The 19,505-nt window shown below is 38.4% G+C and carries 17 protein-coding genes and 2 tRNA genes; 11 read left to right on the plus strand and 8 right to left on the minus strand.

All coding sequences use genetic code 11. The features are described 5' to 3' along the window. Positions 1 to 46 precede the first annotated feature (46 nt). Together FC33_RS02620 and hflX are read left to right on the plus strand one after the other, a co-directional pair. Entirely contained in the window at positions 47 to 1,912 is a 1,866-nt protein-coding gene (locus tag FC33_RS02620) for a monovalent cation:proton antiporter family protein (RefSeq protein ID WP_057827072.1), read from the plus strand. Positions 1,913 to 1,942: 30 nt separating this feature from the next. Then, complete coding sequence (gene hflX, locus FC33_RS02625) at positions 1,943 to 3,211, plus strand: GTPase HflX (RefSeq protein ID WP_057827073.1); 1,269 nt, start codon at positions 1,943 to 1,945, stop codon at positions 3,209 to 3,211. A 31-nt stretch (positions 3,212 to 3,242) separates the two neighbouring features. Here hflX and FC33_RS02630 read toward each other — a convergent pair whose 3' ends face one another. The 4 genes from FC33_RS02630 to FC33_RS02645 all read right to left on the minus strand — a co-directional run bounded on the left by FC33_RS02630 (position 3,243) and on the right by FC33_RS02645 (position 5,888). Beyond that, entirely contained in the window at positions 3,243 to 4,232 is a 990-nt protein-coding gene (locus tag FC33_RS02630) for a DUF6681 family protein (RefSeq protein ID WP_057827074.1), read from the minus strand. A gap of 14 nt (positions 4,233 to 4,246) precedes the next feature. Then, entirely contained in the window at positions 4,247 to 4,762 is a 516-nt protein-coding gene (locus FC33_RS02635; protein WP_057827075.1) for a hypothetical protein, read from the minus strand. A 67-nt stretch (positions 4,763 to 4,829) separates the two neighbouring features. Further along, positions 4,830 to 5,267 (minus strand): Fur family transcriptional regulator, encoded by a 438-nt coding sequence (locus FC33_RS02640; protein WP_057827076.1) that lies wholly within the window; start codon positions 5,265 to 5,267, stop codon positions 4,830 to 4,832. A 72-nt stretch (positions 5,268 to 5,339) separates the two neighbouring features. Continuing rightward, positions 5,340 to 5,888, minus strand: a complete 549-nt coding sequence (locus tag FC33_RS02645; protein ID WP_057827077.1) for a guanylate kinase — start codon at positions 5,886 to 5,888, stop codon at positions 5,340 to 5,342. Between the two features lie 64 nt (positions 5,889 to 5,952). Between FC33_RS02645 and FC33_RS02650 the strand changes: the two genes are divergently transcribed. Further along, positions 5,953 to 6,025 (plus strand) — tRNA-Thr (locus FC33_RS02650). Between the two features lie 549 nt (positions 6,026 to 6,574). Further along, positions 6,575 to 7,639 carry an Abi family protein gene (locus FC33_RS02655; protein ID WP_057827078.1) on the plus strand — a complete coding sequence of 355 codons (1,065 nt, stop codon included), beginning with the start codon at positions 6,575 to 6,577 and terminating at the stop codon, positions 7,637 to 7,639. A 351-nt stretch (positions 7,640 to 7,990) separates the two neighbouring features. Here FC33_RS02655 and FC33_RS02660 read toward each other — a convergent pair whose 3' ends face one another. The 3 genes from FC33_RS02660 to FC33_RS02670 all read right to left on the minus strand — a co-directional run bounded on the left by FC33_RS02660 (position 7,991) and on the right by FC33_RS02670 (position 13,014). Continuing rightward, positions 7,991 to 11,035 (minus strand): SEC10/PgrA surface exclusion domain-containing protein, encoded by a 3,045-nt coding sequence (locus FC33_RS02660; protein WP_057827079.1) that lies wholly within the window; start codon positions 11,033 to 11,035, stop codon positions 7,991 to 7,993. A 242-nt stretch (positions 11,036 to 11,277) separates the two neighbouring features. Further along, the gene (locus tag FC33_RS02665; protein WP_057827080.1) at positions 11,278 to 11,835 is read right to left on the minus strand and encodes a recombinase family protein; all 558 of its coding nucleotides are present in this window, start codon (positions 11,833 to 11,835) and stop codon (positions 11,278 to 11,280) included. Positions 11,836 to 11,841: 6 nt separating this feature from the next. Beyond that, complete coding sequence (locus tag FC33_RS02670; protein ID WP_146993478.1) at positions 11,842 to 13,014, minus strand: hypothetical protein; 1,173 nt, start codon at positions 13,012 to 13,014, stop codon at positions 11,842 to 11,844. Positions 13,015 to 13,182: 168 nt separating this feature from the next. Between FC33_RS02670 and FC33_RS02675 the strand changes: the two genes are divergently transcribed. From FC33_RS02675 to FC33_RS08165, 7 genes are all read left to right on the plus strand, one after another. Next, positions 13,183 to 13,536: a hypothetical protein gene (locus FC33_RS02675; protein WP_057827082.1), complete on the plus strand. Its 354-nt coding sequence runs from the start codon at positions 13,183 to 13,185 to the stop codon at positions 13,534 to 13,536. 2 nt (positions 13,537 to 13,538) lie between these two features. Beyond that, positions 13,539 to 14,666 (plus strand): type IV secretory system conjugative DNA transfer family protein, encoded by a 1,128-nt coding sequence (locus tag FC33_RS02680; protein ID WP_057827083.1) that lies wholly within the window; start codon positions 13,539 to 13,541, stop codon positions 14,664 to 14,666. Beyond that, on the plus strand, positions 14,647 to 15,222 hold the full coding sequence (locus tag FC33_RS02685; protein ID WP_057827084.1) for a hypothetical protein: 576 nt from the start codon (positions 14,647 to 14,649) through the stop codon (positions 15,220 to 15,222). The genes FC33_RS02680 and FC33_RS02685 overlap by 20 nt, the downstream gene beginning before the upstream one ends. 185 nt (positions 15,223 to 15,407) lie before the next feature. Next, positions 15,408 to 16,721 (plus strand): Rep family protein, encoded by a 1,314-nt coding sequence (locus FC33_RS02690; RefSeq protein ID WP_057827085.1) that lies wholly within the window; start codon positions 15,408 to 15,410, stop codon positions 16,719 to 16,721. A gap of 58 nt (positions 16,722 to 16,779) precedes the next feature. Further along, positions 16,780 to 16,980, plus strand: a complete 201-nt coding sequence (locus FC33_RS02695) for a hypothetical protein (RefSeq protein WP_057827086.1) — start codon at positions 16,780 to 16,782, stop codon at positions 16,978 to 16,980. Positions 16,981 to 17,028: 48 nt separating this feature from the next. Next, the gene (locus FC33_RS02700) at positions 17,029 to 18,249 is read left to right on the plus strand and encodes a tyrosine-type recombinase/integrase (RefSeq protein ID WP_057827087.1); all 1,221 of its coding nucleotides are present in this window, start codon (positions 17,029 to 17,031) and stop codon (positions 18,247 to 18,249) included. Positions 18,250 to 18,682: 433 nt separating this feature from the next. After that, a complete protein-coding gene (locus FC33_RS08165; protein ID WP_081037036.1) occupies positions 18,683 to 19,276 on the plus strand; it encodes a sigma-70 family RNA polymerase sigma factor in 594 nt (197 codons plus the stop codon). A 99-nt stretch (positions 19,277 to 19,375) separates the two neighbouring features. On the opposite strand, the gene FC33_RS02710 is transcribed toward FC33_RS08165, so the two are convergent. Further along, a tRNA-Gly gene (locus FC33_RS02710) sits at positions 19,376 to 19,447 on the minus strand. Positions 19,448 to 19,505: the final 58 nt, after the last annotated feature.

The raw sequence follows: 19,505 nt of genomic DNA on the forward strand, positions 1-19,505 counted from the left end.
TAATAATGTAAGTTATATCTAAATTCAGAGAGGGTTTTTATTTTATATGACACTTTCACTAGTCGTCGTCACGCTGGCGATCTTTGCAACGCCAATGTTGCTGTCGCGTTTTAAAATTTCAGTTTTACCGACTTCGGTTGCCGAGGTCATCGTCGGGATCATTCTTGGCCAAAGCTGCTTGCACCTTGTCAAGATGAATACCGTGCTTGATTACCTTTCAACGTTAGGCGTTATTTTCTTAATGTTCCTTAGTGGAATGGAAATCGATTTTTCTCTTTTTAAGAAAAATAGTAAAAATCAAATGACGCCGTTGGAATTAAAACAGGCAAATGCGCAACCGAAAGCCTCACCGCTGAAAACAGCCGTTGTTGCATACATTTTGAGCTGTGTGACCGCCGTTGTTTTGGCAGTTCTTTTCAAAGTTTCAGGATTATTCTCCAACTTTATGCTCGCAACGATTTTATTTGCGACCGTTTCCCTGGGCGTTGTGATTTCCCTGCTCAAGGAAAATGAACTGCTCAGTAAACCATTTGGCCAAACATTACTGCTCTTTGCGGTTTTAGGCGAAGTTGTTCCGTTATTGACATTGACGGTTTACTCATCGATCTATTCGGGCAAAGGTGAAACCTTGTGGCTGATCTCACTGATTTTTATTGCGGCCGCGTTATTCTTACGGCACTTCCACAAGTTTTTCTCCTTTTATGATCAAATCAATAAAGCCACCACGCAGCTTGACATGCGGCTTGCATTTTTCATCATCATTACCTTGGTAGTGATCGCTGAAAGTGTCGGCGCTGAAAACATTTTAGGAGCTTTCGTTGCCGGGATCGTTGTGAAATTATTACAACCGGAAAAGGAAACGCAACGAAAATTGGATTCAATCGGTTATGGGATTTTTATTCCGTACTTCTTCATCTTAACCGGGGTCAAGTTAAATATTCCAGCCCTCTTAGCATCACCGAAGACGTTGATTTTAATCCCGTTGTTCTTTATTGCATTTACGGTTGCCAAACTGCCGGCCTACTTCGGCTTTAAGACCCGGTTCACCAAGCAAAATTCCCGGGCGGCATCAATGCTCGCAACCACAACGATCACCTTGGTTTTAGCAACCTTGACCGTTGCGCAACAGTTGCATGCGATTACTTCGCAACAATCTGGAGCCTTTATTTTAGCGGGAATCTTAACATGTATCTTTGGTCCGATGATGTTCAACAAGATGTACAAACCGGAACCGGAAGACGAAAAATCAACTCAGGTTCGAATCATCGGCGCCAACTTCATTACGATCCCGGCTGCTCAGCAACTCAGCAATGACGGCTATGACGTGAATGTCTACACCGATAATCAGACAGATTACAAGACATATCGCAATTCACGCGTTAAAGTTAACCTTGTAAAGACCCTTGATGCCGATGAATTGATCAAGCAGGAGATCTTCGATACCGATATTCTCGTGCTTGCCTATAATTCTGAGATCAACTATCATTTGGCATTGAGTGCTAAAAAGTACGGTGTTCGGGAAGTGCTGACTTACATTGAAACCCGTGATCCGAACAACACGATGGAAAAGGAACTTGAAGAAGCGGGCATTGATATCGTCAACAACTTCAGCATGGACGTTAACGTTCTTCGGACGGCAATTGAATCGCCATCAATGCTTCAAGTCCTTTCACACGGCGGCAATGCGCGGATCTATGAAGTGACGGTTACAAATGCCCGGTATGCAGGGCTTGAAATTCAAGAATTGCCGTTTATCAAAGACATTACGATCAGTCGGATCTTCCGCAATCGACGGTCAATCCCGCCTCACGGAAGTACCCGCATTCAATTAAACGACCACCTGATTTTTTCTGGCGAACGCGACGTTGTTCAAAAGATTCGCAAATCACTTGGACGCTTAAACGAAGAATAAATTTAATATAGATTGGGATCTTAATATAAAATGAAATCTGTTATAATTGGCGGAATTGAAAACGAACAAATTAATTTTGATTACACGATGACTGAACTGGCAAACCTTGCCGCCGCTGACAACATGGAAGTTGTCGGTGAAGTGCGGCAAAACATCGAAAAGCCGGTTTCAGCTACCTATTTTGGAAAGGGAAAGGTTGACGAAATTGCGCGGCAAGCGGAAATGCTTGATGCCGAAGCCTTGATCGTCAACGACGAACTGCTTCCTACTCAAATTCGGAATTTGGAAGAAGAAACCGGGTTGGATATCATTGACCGGACAGCCCTGATTCTTGATATCTTCGCTTCGCGGGCTCATACCCGGGTCGCAAAATTACAAGTTAAAATTGCCCAGTTGCAATATCAACTGCCGCGAATCCGGACAGCAAGCATCAATAAAATGGACCAGCAGACTGCCGGCGGAAATACCGGTGGTGGCTTTACTAACCGTGGGACCGGGGAAACTCAGATCGAATTAAACCGGCGGGTAATTCAAAAACAAATTTCTAGTTTACGCAAAGAACTGAAAGAGGTTCAACGCGATAACGAAACCCAACGGAAAAAACGGAAAAAGTCAGATATTAAGTCCGTTGCCCTTGTTGGCTATACCAACGCGGGGAAATCAACAACCATGAATAACGTGCTTGATTTACTTGAGATCAACGACAGCAAACGCGTTTTTGAAAAGGATATGCTGTTCGCAACCCTTGATACGTACGTTCGCAAGATCGTTTTACCTGACAAAAAGTCATTTATTTTAAGCGATACGGTCGGATTCGTTTCAAAACTGCCGCACCAATTGGTTGAAGCCTTCAAATCAACCTTGCAGGAAGCCGCTGAAGCCGATCTGTTGATCCAGGTCATTGATATTTCAGATCCGAACTACCGCCAAATGATCAAAACAACGGAAAAGACGCTTGCTGAAATCGGGGTCGATGGCATCCCAATGATCTATGCCTTTAATAAGGCTGATAAGGCTGGCATCCCGTATCCGTCCGTCGAAGGCAACCAGTTCACGTACTGTGCCCGTGATCAAAAATCAATTGAAATGCTGCTCAGCATTCTTAAAAAGGAACTCTTTAAGGATTATGAAACTGAAACTTTCTTGATCCCGTTCCAAGACGGGCGTTACCTTGACCTCTTAAACAAGAAAGCTAATATCAAGAAAACTGATTACCAAGCAGATGGCACTTTAATTACGGCTGAAGTTGCTCCCAAGCTGAAACAGCAGCTGGCAAAGTATATTGTTGAAGAAGATTAAAAAAAGAATGTGACTAGGTCACATTCTTTTTTTAATGCTTATATTTTTGACTTCGCCAATGCTTTTGCGGTGCCGGGGTCGATTGCCGCGGGCCGAATTCATCAAACGTTTCATGCTGACTGCGTGTCAGATGTTCTGGCGTTGATGATATCTCTGAACTGCTTGTAACCGTTGACCGACGTTGGTTCGTTGATGGCTCTTCAGCGGCTCGTTCACGGTACGCCACTTGAACCTGCACCCCATACGGCGTATCCTTTTCGATCAATCCTGTTCGGCCATTGATTTTTTCAGGTCCGCCAGTGATCACGGCCGTCGCCAGGTACAACTGATACCGTTTTACGGCTTCACGAGCAGTTAACAAGCCGACTTCTTTGACCGTCGCAACTTCTTTCCGGTCGATTTGGTTTAATCCCCCGTAAACGATCAATGAATTGCCCTTCCGCGCCAGTTCAAAGTATGGTAATGCGACAGGGGCACTTAATGCGGGAACCGGCTTGCCGGTTGCTTGAATCTTTTCAGCGATTTCTTCCTCACTCAACCCTTGATAGTCAGCCTTCATGTAATCCATCCGAATCAATTCAGCTGCAATCTGTTGAATATTGTCGCGTTGTTCCATCGTGTGGACCACCGTTGCTGGAAGAAAATCTTCATTCTTAAAGATTCCGTTTGTTTGAACGTACCCCGGTGCCATTTCTTTGCGTTCTTCTTCCGCTGCTGTCATCGGATCTTTGCTTTGAATATGCAAAACTTTTTCGATCCACGGTGAAATATCATATTTCGATTTTTTCGCCTTGGTGAAGTAATATAAAATATTCAAATACGTAAAGTAAAGAATCACTAAAAATGCCAGAATGAATAACGTTCCGCGTCCCCAGAAACCATTTTGGAAGAATCGGAAAGCAACGTACAGCAGGTAGAAATTCCCGATTCCGGCTAAAATCGTATAAATCCGATTCTTTAAAACCGTGCTCAAATTTACGTAACTTAATGAGCTTCGAATCATATCAAATAGCGTAAACACTTAACTTTCCTCCCTTACTGTTGAGCCGCGCCGGCATTATTCTGATTTTGTCCCTGGTTTTGAGCATTCCCATCCCCAGTTCCATTCGTTTGATTATTTGTTTGATTTTCATTGTCAGCATTGCCGTTTTGTTGAGCCTTTTCATTGTTAGCTTGCTGATTATCATTTGTTTGATTTTGGTTATCATTGGCCGCGTTCGTGTCATTATCATTATCTTGATTGTCATTCTTTTCACGTTGAGCCGTCTGACCGCCTTGATCCTTCAGATTATCGTTATTCGCATTTTGCTTTTGCTGATTCTTTTGATTATCTGTTTGATCTTGATTTTGATCATCCTGCTGATCATTTTTCGTTTTATCAGTTGGTTGATCCGTCGTTTTCTGTGAAGGGGTCGTCTTTTCAACCACCTCCGTTTTCGGCTTTCCTTCAACTGTATGAGTAGCCGTATTCACAACCACGTTCGTTGCCCCTAAAGCAAGTACTGCTGAAAAGATTGCAAACGGGGTAATAAAAGGTGCAGTCCGTTTCATTAAATTCTCTCTCCTTCCGCCTGACCCATAATGGTTATCATTCTAAAAGGTAATTTCGATATATCTGCTAACGATTTTTGAATTTTTGCATGCATTCGTCACAGATCCCATAAATTTCAAAGCGATGGCCCGTAATTCGATATCCTGGTAATTGCCGTGCAAATTGTTCCATTGGGCATTCATCCAGTTCACGGACTTTGCCGCAGTTCGTACAGATAAAATGGTGATGGTGAAAATGATCAAAATCGCATTGATACTTAACCTGCAACACACCCTGCCGCGTCTGCATCTCAACGATCCCTAACCGGTCAAAATCGCGAATATTACGGTAAATCGTGTTATGACTCATTTTAGGGTACAGTTGATGCATAAACTCATCGACCTGCGACACGTTGATGTATTCACTTTGAAACTGATAAAGATACTTTAAAAGTTCTTTCCGTTGCTTCGTCAGTTTATAATTATTCCGCGATAAAATTTGTAACGCACTATCGATATCCGCCATTCAAAATTCCTTTCTGAATTATTGATTGCATATAATTTACCACCGGTCTAAATAAAAAACAATCTTTTTTCGCTATCTTTTCTGAATAAGTTGATCGATCAATTGAGTTGTTTTTTCCCAGCAATCATTCACGATCACCTGCGTATTATTTTGGATCTCAGCTGGAATCTGTAAATCCCGCTGACTTTCAAAACTGTTAATTCGTTGTTTAACCGCTTGCGCATCATCGCCACGAGCTAACAGTCGATCTTTCAACGTTTCTTTATCCGAAACTTCAATGTGCCATACGTTGACCTGCTTTCCCAGCCGCTTAACATATTCAACCGCGCCGGCAGTGTCCACTACCAAGCTAACGATTGCATTTTTCTGCCAAGCCCGTTCAAGCCCTTCGCGTGAAGAACCGTATTGCTTTCCATCATAGGTTACCGATTCAAAATAGTGTTTTTGGGCAAAACTAGCTGGAGTTTCAAAATAATAGTCCACCCCGTCCTTTTCCTCTTTGCGTTTTGCCCGGGTCGTATGCGTTAATACCCGCGGAATTCCATATTGCTTTAACAGGTAATTTTGGATCGTTGTTTTGCCGGTTCCGGAAGCGCCGCATAAAATAATTAATTTTTTCATTGATAAATTCCTTCTCTTGTTGCATCTTTATCGATAATATAATATACTTACAAGGTACTAATTTGCTATCTTAGCTCAGCAGGTAGAGCATCACCATGGTAAGGTGGGGGTCGTCGGTTCAAATCCGATAGATAGCTTAAATAAGATTTATTAAGTTGTTGAAACTTTGTAAAACGTACATTTTAGTACGTTTAGAAACGTTAAATTACACTTAATTATAGATAAAAAATAGCATCTGTGCACATCAGATGCACATCGAAATTACCCAATGTGCAGATTTTGTTTGGAGAAGTATGATAATCGTTGATATAACAGGCTTTAAGCCTGTTTTTTTATGTGCACGACATGCACTTTACAAAGTAGAATATTTTTTTATCAAAAGAATAGCATACATTTTAAAATGGTGAATTACATTCAATTGTAGATAAAAAAACGGCATCTATGCACATCAGATGCACATCGAAGTTGCCCAATGTGCAGATTTTGTTTGAAGGGGTACGATAATCGTTGATATGACAGGCTTTAGGCCTGTTTTTTTATGTGCACGATATGCACCTTACCAAATAGAATGTTTTTATTGACAATACTTTGACAAAGGAATAACATACTATACATAGAGATCATTCCTATCCATTGAAGCACACGTTGCGAGCGGATAGGCTTTTTTTTTTAGGGAGAAACTGTATATGAAATATGAATACAAAAATATAACAGGCCTTTTAACATTATTCAAATCTCGAAACATGCAAGGCATTGATGAAACTAATGAAAAAACCTATCAAAAGAATATTAATACTATTCAAACAATTGGATACTATAAACTGAAGCAGTATGGATATCCTTTCTATAATAGGGAAACATTAACTTACTCCAATATTTCATTTAAACAGTTAGTAGACCGATATTATAGAGATCAAGCCTTAAAACAAGAAATATTCCAAATTATAACTGATATTGAAACAGCAATTAATAATCAAATTGCTAATGTCCTTGGTGAGCCCGGCCCATATGATTACTTATCATTTGGAAAATGGTGTCAAAAGAACAGTAAAAATAGGTTCTTAAAGAACAAGTATATGGATAAGTATTCTGTAAAAAAAGAAGAACTCGATTTTTTATCGAAGTTACAATATAAGATAAAAAAGTCTAACTTTGAAGATTTAATAGAATTTAAAAGAAATGATTCAGGTAACTTTTTCCCTCCTGTATGGCTGATGGTTAATACGTTAACATTTGGAGAAAGTATTCATATTATTAAATTAATGTCTAGACGTAAAAGAGAAATCATTGCAAATTTTTTCGACTTAGATGTAGTTACTTTTATAAAATGGATTGATTTATTAAATTTAATTAGAAACATATGTTGTCACAATGGCGACTTAGTTGATATAAAGTTAAAAACTAATCCCATTGTACCTAGAAAGTATCGTCAATACTTGAACATATCAAATATTGACGGTGAATCACTCCCCCACAACTTTTCGATGGTTGTTTGTGTACTTCTAGAACTTATGAAATGTATTAATCCTAAGCATAAAATATATAACATTTTTTACAGGTTAGACAAACTATGTTCAATGGGGAAATATGACAAGAATAAATTAGCACAAAATATAGGTTTCAAAGATTACTATTCAATGAAAAGAATGATATTCTCTTTCTATGAGTATCAAACAATTAAATTTTTCCCTAACGGGAATATATATGTAGTCAATAACCATCAGAAAGATACTTCCCATCATAATATGTAATTACAAAATTAACATATTAATGACCATAACATGTTAGCACCAAATATCATACCAGTCGCAATCGTTAAAGCACCTGTTCCTTCAAGTCAGAGCATTACGCTGAAGCCGGAACCAGCTACGAAGCCAGGAGCAATTGTAAGTTACAATAGTGCTTTTACAAACAAAAAGTACATCAAGTTTCACACTGCGATCGACAACTGCACTGATAAGCTCGGAAGACTTCATTCCGAATGGCGTCAAAGTAATCGATGCATACATGTACAAAAATAGACTACTCATGACGAGTAGTCTTTTTAGTTTGTCAATTTTTATTTATAAACCATCTTAATTTAAAAGATTTCTTTCTATAAATTAGTTACGTTTCTTCTTTGAAATTCCAAGTAAACCAAATCCAGTTAAAATTGATGCAATTCCTGCTAAGATACTACCTTTTGTAGATTGTTCACCTGTTTGAGGTAATGAATTCTTAGAAGTGCTGTTTTCGTTAGAGATATTAGCAAATTCATGTTTTGATGTAGCGATGCTAACAACTGAGCTCTTTTCACTTGTTGTTTCTTCTTTAGCACGTGTGCTTGAAACAATGTGGCGAACGGTCTTAACAGATGTAGTATTATTAGCTGTTGTATGATTACTCTTAACATTGTTAGATGCTGGCTTTTCAGCATTTGGATTTGAGCCTTGTGCCGGTTTATTAGCCGTTTGCTTGTTGTCAGCACTTGGTGTATCTGATACACTTGTTGAACCTTCAGGCTTTGTGGCTGGTTTGTCAACGGTTGTTGAACCGTTTCGTTCACCTGATGGCTTTTCAGCTGTTGTTGCCCCTGATGTGCTTGTAGAACTACTTGCAGTCGTCGTACCACTTGTAGCTGGCTTGTCTGCTGGTTTATTAGCTGTTTGCTTGTTGTCAGCACTTGGGATCCCTGATACACTTTGTGTTCCTTTGTCGTTAGTGCTTGCGGCTGGTTTATCACTATTTGTAGAACCACTTTGTTCACCAGCTGGTTTTTCACCAGTTGTTGTACCAGATGTGCTCGTCGAACCATTGCCACTTGGTGTACCTGATACACTTGATGAACCTTCAGGCTTTGTATCTGGTTTTGTTGCTGGTTTAACCGGCATTGGTTGGCCCGTCAACTTAGCAAGTTTTTCTTGGGCAACGGTCAACTTGTTTTGATCCGCTTGTAATTGCTTTTGCGCGTTGCTGTACGCAAGAGCCGTCTTGTTCAAGTTTGATTGCGCAGCGTTCAACGTGCTTTGTGCTTGTTGCAATGTCTTTTGCGCACTTGCAACGGCTTGCGGAGCGTTCTTCGCAGCTTGCGTGTCGCTTGCCAACTTACTTTGAGCTTCGACCAACTTAGCTTGCGCTGCTTGATAAGCTTGGTTAGCATTGTTCAAGTTGGCCTTCGCATCGGCTACGCCTTGGTTAGCGCTATTCAACGCATTGTTAGCGTCATTGAGTTTGCTTTGAGCATCGGCTAAAGCTTGCTTTGCAGCTGTAACTTGGCTACCCGCTTGTAAGTCAGCTAACTTGTTTTGCGCAGCGGTTAATTGATTGTTAAGATCGTTTAACTTAGCGGTGTCATCACTGATGCGCTTGTTGATCGCTTGCAAGGTCGCGTTGTCTTGATCGTAAGCCTTTTGTTGTTGATCGACTAAGGCTTGGGCATCGTTGACCGTTTCTTGTTGAGCAGCGATTTGACCATTGATACTGTTCAAGTTGTTACGGTCGATTTGTTCTTGATTGAGCGCGTCAACAAAGTTTTGACCGTCACGGGTCGTTTGATCACTTACCGGGAAGGCTGCCACGGTTTGCTTGTTGTTATACAATGGTGAATCTGCTTGACCTTGGAAGAATTCGATGTGCATCCAGCCATATTTGTCGAATGATAAACCAATTACCGCACTATTTGTTTGGTTGTCAGCATCCGTCAATTGGATTGCGTGACCTTCGTTTTCAGCGGAGTCGTTGTACAACATTGATGTTAAACCGGCAAAGATGTCTTTCGTTAAATCGTTAAATGAAACCTTACCAAGATTAGTTTCAGCACCACCATTATCCCATGGTGAAGCAACTTCACTCATGTAACTTAACTTGTTGTTTGCGTCATATAATGGAGCAAAGACGCGTGCTTTATCGTGACTTTGAGTTGTCATATCCCAGTTGTCTTCATTGTAGCCATCAGTGATTTGCTTGGTAATTTCATCAGCGTCTGATGATACGGTAACAGCTGGCATATTTAATTCGGCTCGGATTTGATTGATCAATCCGGCAGCGTACTTGGTTAACCGCATTTGGGTTGCGCTATCTAAATTGTATGGATCAAGATCCTTCACGTTGTCTTGCGCATCTGAGCTTGGAACATAGCCGATATACATGCTATGGTTGTTACCATCAGTCAAGTTCATATGATCATCACGTTCACCTGCCATGACGTTCTTGAAAGCCGTCATGCCTGATTGATAGTTATCATTCATGTAGCCATTGCTATTGAAACCACTGTGCATTTCATTCCAAGCATTAACGGCTGACGTATCAAGGGTTAATTGACCTTCGCCCCATGACTTCTGAATGTTTTGCACGGCTTGTTGATCAGTATCGACTTTTTGTTGAGCTTGACTTGCTTGATCTTTCAACCCATTCAACGTGTCTTTTTCTTGATCTAAGCTGTTTTGGGCATTTTGTAAGTTACCCTTGTCATCATCAACGTTGGCTTGGGCACCAAATTGTTGCCCTTCAGCATCGTTCTTGTCTTGGGTAACGGATGATTGTTGACTCTTAATTGAGCTGATTTGGTTTTGGGTTGCACTGATCTCACTGCTGTTTGCAGCTTGGGCTGATGACACGTTAGCTTGTGCTTGGTCAACCGTCTTCTGTGCATTGTTAACATTGCTTTGTGCTTGACTTGCCTTGCTTTGCGCCGCTGTGACCGCACTTGAAGCTGAAGCCACGTTTTGCTTAGCTGTGTTGACCGCTGAACTTGCTTGGGCAACTTGTTGCTTGTCACTGTTGATCACGCTTTGCGCATTTTCACTTAATTGCTTAGCATGGTCGACCGCACTTGAAGCCGATGACACGTTGGCTTGTGCTTGCTTGACACTTGCTTGTGCCGCATCGTATGAAGCTTTGGTACTGCCAACGTTCTTGGTATCGTTGTTGACCGCCGTTTGTGCTGAACTAACCGCTGCTTTAGCAGAACTGATTTGTGTTTGTTTTGTTAATGAAACTTGCTTTTGATTAATTGAGCTACTTGAAGCAGTTACTTTTGTGGTTTGTGAAGCTGGTTTTACATTGTCAGCATGCACATTTTCTTTGCCAACAAATGTTCCGGCACCTAAGACAGCGCCAGTAATCATTAATGATTTAATCAGATTATTAGTGTTGTTGTGTTTCTTCATTTTCTTTTTCAACCTTTCATTATTTTGCTTTTCTTGAACGACCTATTCCATAATCCATGGCATTCCCTCTTTCAATGGAATTAAAGAAATGTATATAAATTGTTAAAGTTTATATAAAATCATCGTTAATTAATTGTTAAAATCTAAAGAAATTTTACTACTAAATTCTCCTAATTATCAAGTCTTTCAAACAATTCAACGCTAAAACATATCTTTTCCAAAAAACGATGGTTTTTTACAGTCTATTGATTGGATCGTTTTAGGATATTGTAAACACTGCTTAGGGAAACTCCGCATCGCTCAGCGATTTCGTTATTATGAAGTCGCCCGGTTTTGTGGAGTTTTAGTATTTTTTCAACAGTTTCTTTACTTATTCTAGGTCTGCCAAGCTTTTTATCTGTTTGCCTTAATGCATCTTTAGTACGTTTGCTGATCATATCAGATTCTAATTCGGCAATGGCGCTCAAAATAGTAAAGAAGCATCGACCGTTTGGAGTTGTTGTATTGATATTATCGCTGATGGAAAGGAGATGGATCCCACGATCATTAAGACGATTCATAATTTTTACTAACTGTTGGGTACTACGACCTAACCGATCAAGTTTATAAATTAGTAAAGTATCGTCTTTTCTTAATGCTCGAAGTGCCTTTAACAGTTCCGGACGTTTTTCTAATCTTCCTGAGATCTGTTCACTATATATCTTGTAGGGATTATAGGCTTTAAAAGCATCTTTTTGAACTTCAATTCCAAGATCCTGTTTTCCCGTTGATGTTCGAGCGTATGCAATTGTTTTAGGCATTTAACATTATTCCTCCTTTTTAACCATTACAATTGGATAACGTTTCCATCCTATCTCTTTACCGTTACTATCGATTGGCCAAAATGCTTTTGACTGGTTCTTTAATTTATCAGGATTTTCAACACTATTTTCCTTATAATCATCGAGAAACTTTTGTTCTTTTGACTGAAGTGCTAGTTCCGATTGTAAGATAAATCGTTTATCATATTCGACTTGATCTTTTACATAATTGAACTCAGATACACCTCCCACAATCTCTCTAATCAATTCTGTTAACTCATCATTAATAATATGTAATTTATCGATTAACACATATACCTCTTTGTTTTGACCATATTGTCTCAATTCTTGAATCAACTCTTCGTTATCATTTACCAATTCACTTGTATTAGAGATATCTTGAATATGTTTTCTTATAACAGAACGCATTTCACTATCACTAACCTGCTCAATAAAATTATTTAGCTCTTCATTCCGTTGCTTTAAAATTTCATTTATTTTTTCTTCGTCTCGTTCCCTTACGTTTTTGTTGGGATCATCGTAATAGTTTCCTTTAAGACACTTCCTATCCATATCATCTAATCTCATTTCATAATTGGCATACTCTTCAAAAATATAAGGCCTGCGATTCTTCATCTTTATCATTCTTAAACGTAAAAAGTCCATAATTTTTCCACAGCTCTCTTCATTTAAGATAATGCTACTAAGTCTTTTCTCGTCATCTTCACGTAATCGTCTAAAAAGACGGTCACTTGCAGTACTCCTATCACTACTTTTGCTTCTATAGTCTACCTTCTCACCATATTTTATAAATCCTTTTCGATTCAAATATCTATTATCCCACGGGTTCCATTTAAAATTGTCATATTCCACATATATTTCATTAATTACATCGTTTATAGCATTAATTGTTTCTTTATCTCCTTTGTCCTTTTTATCTTTTGACAGTTTTTTTGATAACCTTTTTATTCTTTCTAAATTTTCTGATAAATAATTATGGCAAGTCTGAATAGCAGTACCTTCACCTTCATCAATTAGTAAATTTGGATCAAAACGCAAAATTTGATATCCTTCTGGACACCACACCTTAAAAGAGCGAAAACATAGTTCCTTACCTCGCTTCATAAACTCTTTCTTCTGGCTTTCATTTAAAGAGATAACATTTAATTCTTCTCCCATAATCAATAACTTCCTTTCTAAATATATATCAATTTTAAGTATTGAGAAAAAATCAAAAAATTGCAAAAAAAATACTTTTTGCAATAAAAACAAACCTTTATCAATAAGTTATAGGATGAAGATGTGGTCAGGAAAGACCATAAAAATCTAAAAGAAAGGATTGATTTTATGTTAAATAATCAATCGCGGAAAAAGGGCGGATACTCCCTAGAATGTACCCAAAAATACGTAAACCCAACCGGCATCTTCACTTATTGTGGTGTAATGCCTGAACCCGTTCGGGAATACGTTGACGGCAAATATACCGATCGCATTCTTGCAAATAAAGTATATGTCATGCAAGATACTCCCGATTCAAAGCAGAATCCCATTTGTGTTAAAGTATTGCAACCTAATTTACAGGAATTGCAATTCGGTCAAAAGTTAACGTTTGATAACCTCTTGGCTTGCGAGTTCTTTAGTGGCAACCGAAAGGATGTCTACTTCAAAGCGGATAACTTGCACTTAAAGGAGGCGAAGTAACAATGGTTCCTCAAAACAACAGTGGCCCTGCGGGGCTTACACAATATGTTGAAAGTTGTTTAGCATCTGAATTGGATACTAACGGCGAGTCAACATATAACAACGCATTCAAAGTCTCTTTGAGTGCCAATTACCTGGATATCACTTGTTCAAGGCCCGGAACGTTCGTTCTCGATTCCTTGCTTTACAAGAAAATCGAGAAGATCTTAACGGCCGACCTCTTCCCATATATCACAATTTTGCCATCAAGTGGCATGCATATTGTAGATACAAATAGTGGGGACATTTCAACTGCACGTGCATTACGCTTCTACTTCAAGAAGGGAGTTGCTAAGCGATTATGTTTTGAGAAACTTAGTAATTGTAAGGTAATTAGTCAAAATAATAAGGTATACATTCCTTTAATGGAAAATTACCTTATTGACGTAACAGATGGATTGCCGCACATTGCCCTTTCCGGTATGACTGGAAGCGGTAAAACGATTTGTGCTTTAGTGTTGCTTCAATTTATTTCACAAATTGGCAACATTACTGTTATTGATCCCAAAGGTGACCCCTACTTGATGCATTGGGCGAATTCATTAGGAATTCCCTATTTTACACCGGGAAATAAGCAAAGTGACACTGCCTTTATGGATTTAATTCAGCGAGAATTAAAAAAGTCTCTGGACTTTATCCAGTCTCGTCAGAGAGTCTTACAGGAGAATCCAAATTACAAATTCGATCCGTACGTTCTCTATATTGACGAAGCGATGGCACTTACTGTTTCCCTACCCAAAAAGATAAGGGACAGCTATCTGGGATTAATTGACAAGATTTGCTTAATGGGCCGTCAAACAAATGTCTGCCTATTCATTGCGTCACAAACGTTTGAAGCAAACACCGTCATTTCCAGTTCGGCACGAGACCAAATGGGGTTAAAAATATTGCTAACTCCAAACGTCAACCGCGAAAATTGCCGATACCTGTTCAAAGAACTAGCAAATCCAGAATCAATTGTGATTCCGGATGATGGATTTTCCCATGGTAAAGGCATTATTCAGAACACTAAGGATGGACTAACATTGCCGTTCTTGGTTCCCCAAATTAAAGATTTAGGAGGTTTTAACAATGAACAACAAAACATTTAACGCAGTTTCTTGGATGAAACACAATATGGTTCTTAGTAAGACAAAGGTTACAGGTTTAATCGTACTGTTATCAGGATTTCTCTGCTCTATGGTGGTTCTTCCAACAACCCACCAACGACCACTATCAGGGTTAGGAAACATCTTAGAAGTTTCAGGGGTATTGATTCTGATTTCCGTGTACGCCTACCTAGGAGTCCGCATTTCATCAACCAAGAAGATTTGTGATTTCAAATATTGGAAGTCAATTGTACTAACCGCAATTCTTCATTGGAAGATGAAGGAACCCGAAGGTAATGATGCCTCTGCTAAGTACGATATTGAAGTTTATAATCGGAAAATCGTACCTAAAACTTTTGCAGTTGTCACAAACGATGAAGTTATTTGCTTTTATCGTGAAGCTAGCTCCTTCCGCTTACACAATTTAGACACACAAAATCAAGCCCGGATTTTAGATTATGTGTCTCGGAAGTATGCGGGCCATTGCAGTGCATGGCAGCCTCTAAAAGACGATAAGAAATACAAAGATTACTTTGTCAGCGTCGTCAAATTAAATTAATTGCGCACTGCTGCCGCTAGGCAAGCAAAGTGCGCAAAGGAACTGGTTAAATGAATGCAATTATTTTAACCATCCTACTAATATCGCTGGGAACGGGCTCGTTTTCCCAGCGATTTGCAATATAACAAAAATGATGTTTCGAGTCTATCAAGTCAACGTTTCTATTGAGGTGAGATGAAAAAAAGATGTTACAAAAAGAACAGCAAAAAGCTGAAAAAACCGCAAGCTCTCCACGTTCAAGAGGTGTGATGTACGTTCAACAATTGGATAAAATGAAGTTTTCGAGCTTAGACGCTCTTAAAAGAAGAGTACAATCGTTAAGCAAGTTAAAACGCTTTGCAATGATTGTTCATGATAAAGATACCAATGGAGATAATGAATTGGTAAAGCCACACGTTCATGTGATGCTTGAATTTGAATCTCCGCGAATGCTAAGTGCCATTGCTAAGGAGCTTGACGATGCTCCGGAACATTTTGAATCAATGACTAAGCATAATAAGAATGGTATAAACAATGGCTTTGCCTATCTAGTTCATAGAACCAAGAATGCTTCAAATAAGTATCAATACGATCCCGATAAGGTTATTGCTAATTTCAATTATCAAGGCTTCTTAGACAAACTGAAAACTGAGGTAAATGAAGGACGCTACGAAGGCAAAATGGGGATCAGTAACTTACTAGGTGATTTCATCAACGGAAAGCTAACGAAAATTGAAGCAAAAGAAATTGCAAAAAATAGCAAGCCTGGTCAATTTGCACATATTTGTAAAAGAATTGATGAATCGGAGGTTCAAATGGAAGAACTAAAGGCTGACAAATGGATTCAAGAAATGCAAGGCAAACATGAAGCTAAAAAAGTGTTCTGGATCTATGGACCTGCTGGTGTAGGAAAAACAACTCTTGCCAAAATGATAACTGAAAGCCTTGATAAAGGATACTTTACTTCTGGTAGTTCCCGTGATTATTTTCAGAACTATCATGGTGAGCATTGCATTTTAATCGATGAGTTAAGGCCTAATGTTATTGACTATAGTGATTTACTAAGGATATTAGATCCATACAATTACAATTGTAACGTTCCATCAAGATATCACGACCATCGATTAACCGCCAATGCCATAGTTATTACCTCACCATTCAGTCCCGGAGACTTTTATATTCATCAACGAGACTTAAACACTGAAGTCGATGCATTTAAACAACTTCATCGAAGATTAAACTATGTAATTCAAGTTAAACCGTTAAAAATAAGACTGATGGAATTAATCTCAGACTATGTTCCCGGAGAAATGGTAGACGGAAAATATCGTTCCGCTACCCCTCCTCAATATGGTCCTCGAAGAGAAGTAATGAATTACGTCATGGTAGCAATTGAAAGCGGAAAATTCCAAGAAAATTATGACCAGGATTCACGGTGCATATTATCAGTATTGAAAAAATTGATAAGTGGTAACACCAATCCAAAAGAAAAAAGCACCATATCTAAAACAACCAAATAAATACAGTGCTTAAATCAATTAACTATTACTAACTATAACACAAAAGGAGCGTGTGAAAATGTTTAATGAAGAAATTTTAAACCGAAAGCAACTATGCGAAAAGTTAAATATCAGCTCTGCTCTTTTTTATAAGATGCTTCAAAATGGATTACCCTATCGTCAATTAGACGAACATTCACGAAAGTATTACGTATTTGATGAGGTTGAAACATGGCTCATCAATAACGGATTCAAAAAGAAAACAACTTGGCAACAATAGTGATAAAATGGAGGAGTATCATACTTCTCCATTTTTTGGAGGATTATAATGACAATTAAAAAAATGACCACCGGAAAGTATAAAGGAAAATGGCAAGTAAGAATTCAACCAACAAATAGAGTTACAAAAGAACGGATTAATGTTACACCCCTATACGCTTCTACTAAAAGAGAAGCTGCTAAGATTGAACACAAAATGTGGAATGAATACAATGCAGGATTTGACTTTGAAACCTCTAAGCATATGTTTACAGATGAGTTTGATCGTTATGTCAATAAGAGAATCAAAGATGGATATTGGAGTGATAATACAATTAAGGCATGGAACTACTCTAACAGAATCTTTAAGCAATACTTTAAAGATGTAAAAATGACTGATATGAACCAGGATCTTGTTCGTGAATTTTCAAGAAAGTTTGTTGCTGAACACAACGCTTCTGCAAGCAAAGATTCTGTAATCGCAAAATGCCTAACACACATGCGAAAATTTTTTAAGCCTTTGGTAGGAAAATGCTTCAACGAAAATCCTGTTCCTGAACGTCCACTACAACAATTCTTTAGAACTGATGAACTGGCATCTCAGCATCAGTATCATTTGCTAAATGATTCCGAATACTCCGCCTTAAAAGAAGCCATCCTAAACAGTTTAAACATATGCAACCCTACTAAATCGGTTTCCAAACTTGCCGTTTGGATTGGTTTAGAAACCGGAATGCGTCCACAAGAAATTCAGGCGTTAAAATGGGATAACCTAGTTTTAGATGACGTCAATCCATATTTCATTATTAATGATTCATGGAATGGAACTGCCGGTAAGTTAAACGGGCATTTAAAATCTAGAAAAATGGGGGAATTCAGAAAAACATTACCTATTTCAAAAGAACTAGTCGAGACGCTGAGTGAGTTTAAAGACGTTCAAAAGGCTTACCTACAATCAAAGCAAATTGAAAATAAATGTAATTTTATTTTACTGAACTTGAATAACTATCAAAAAGCAAGTTCAGGTATTCCAGTTAACCAGCATCGGATGAATGATATGTTGCATAAATTGGGAGAACTAGCCAATATAAAGATTTTACCGAATGAGAAATGGTCGATGTATTCTTTAAGACATAGTGCAGCAACTAAGCTTGGGAACACTCCTAAAATGAGTTACCCATGGGCTGCCAGCAGACTAGGACATACACTTGCACAATTCATGAAAACGTACGTTCATGTTGATAAAGACATTGACCTAAACATGGAAAATAAATGGCTTGTCCAGCAATAAACGTGAACATCAGATGCACATTTTGAACTATTGCATTTGTAGAAACGTTATTATATCAGCATAAATCGATTACCCGCTAATCTGATAGATAGCTTAAATAAACTTCATTAACTTTTCAAGTCCTTATGAAATCAACGTTTTTCATAGGGATTTTTATTTTAAATAAGGATAAATGCACGAGGAAAATGAATTAAATGCACAGAGAATGCACAGCATTTTGAAGCTGTGTGCATGAAAAATCACGAGGAGTTGTTACAAACGTTGATATAACAGACTTTATGCCTGTTTTTTGTGTGCATCAAGTCAATTATCTTCTTTTAGAACAATCATTTGGACAAATTCACACTTTTATGTGCATTTTCACTTTTTTGTGTGCATTTTTAAAATTCAAAGTCTTTTCCGTTTATAATAACACCATCATAGCAGATAGGCGGTGATAACCGTAAACTATGATAAAGTTTGTAAAGATTACTCTGATACCGATATTGCTAATGGTAAATATGAACTTTCACAAGTTTATAACCAGTATCTTCCACTTGTTCGAAGTGTCTGTAAACGATATTACCTCCATTTATATGATACGGATGATTTGCAACAAGAAGCTCTAATCGTATGTCACAAATCTATCCAAAGATATAATTTGGATCATAAAATTTCATTCGGAGCTTTTTATAAATTAAATCTTGAGCGCCATTTTTGCAGCCTTCTCCGTCATGAAAAAAGTCAAAAAAGAATGGTTGACTCAATCGCAACATCGTATGAACAATATCTTGAAGAAACTGCAAATGAAATTTGTGATCAGACCACATCTTATTTTAGTGGTATCGAAGCAACTTTCTTAAGTAAAATTGATTTTATTGACACTCTTGTCCAACTCTCAGCTTTCGAAAAAAGCGTTTTGCATTTACATTTAACTACCCACAAAAATAAGAATGAAATTGCAACTGAATTGAATGTTAAAATCGAAAAGATCTATTGTACTTTCTATCAAATCAAGAAAAAGTTAAGAAACAAGTTTGGTGACTAATTCAGAGTAATCAAAAATTTCTGATTTTATTCAGAAAAACAGTAAGAGACCGTGACTTCAATCACGGTCTCTTATTTCATATCGAATCGAAAGTTATCAAGCGGAAGACGGGATTCGAACCCGCGACCCCCACCATGGCAAGGTGATGTTCTACCACTGAACTACTTCCGCATAACAAGCACGGCAACTTCCTACCCTCGCAGGAGGCGTTCCTCCAACTACTATCGGC

Origin of the sequence: Ligilactobacillus aviarius subsp. aviarius DSM 20655 (assembly GCF_001436315.1) — a bacterium.
GTDB classification, from domain to species: domain Bacteria; phylum Bacillota; class Bacilli; order Lactobacillales; family Lactobacillaceae; genus Ligilactobacillus; species Ligilactobacillus aviarius.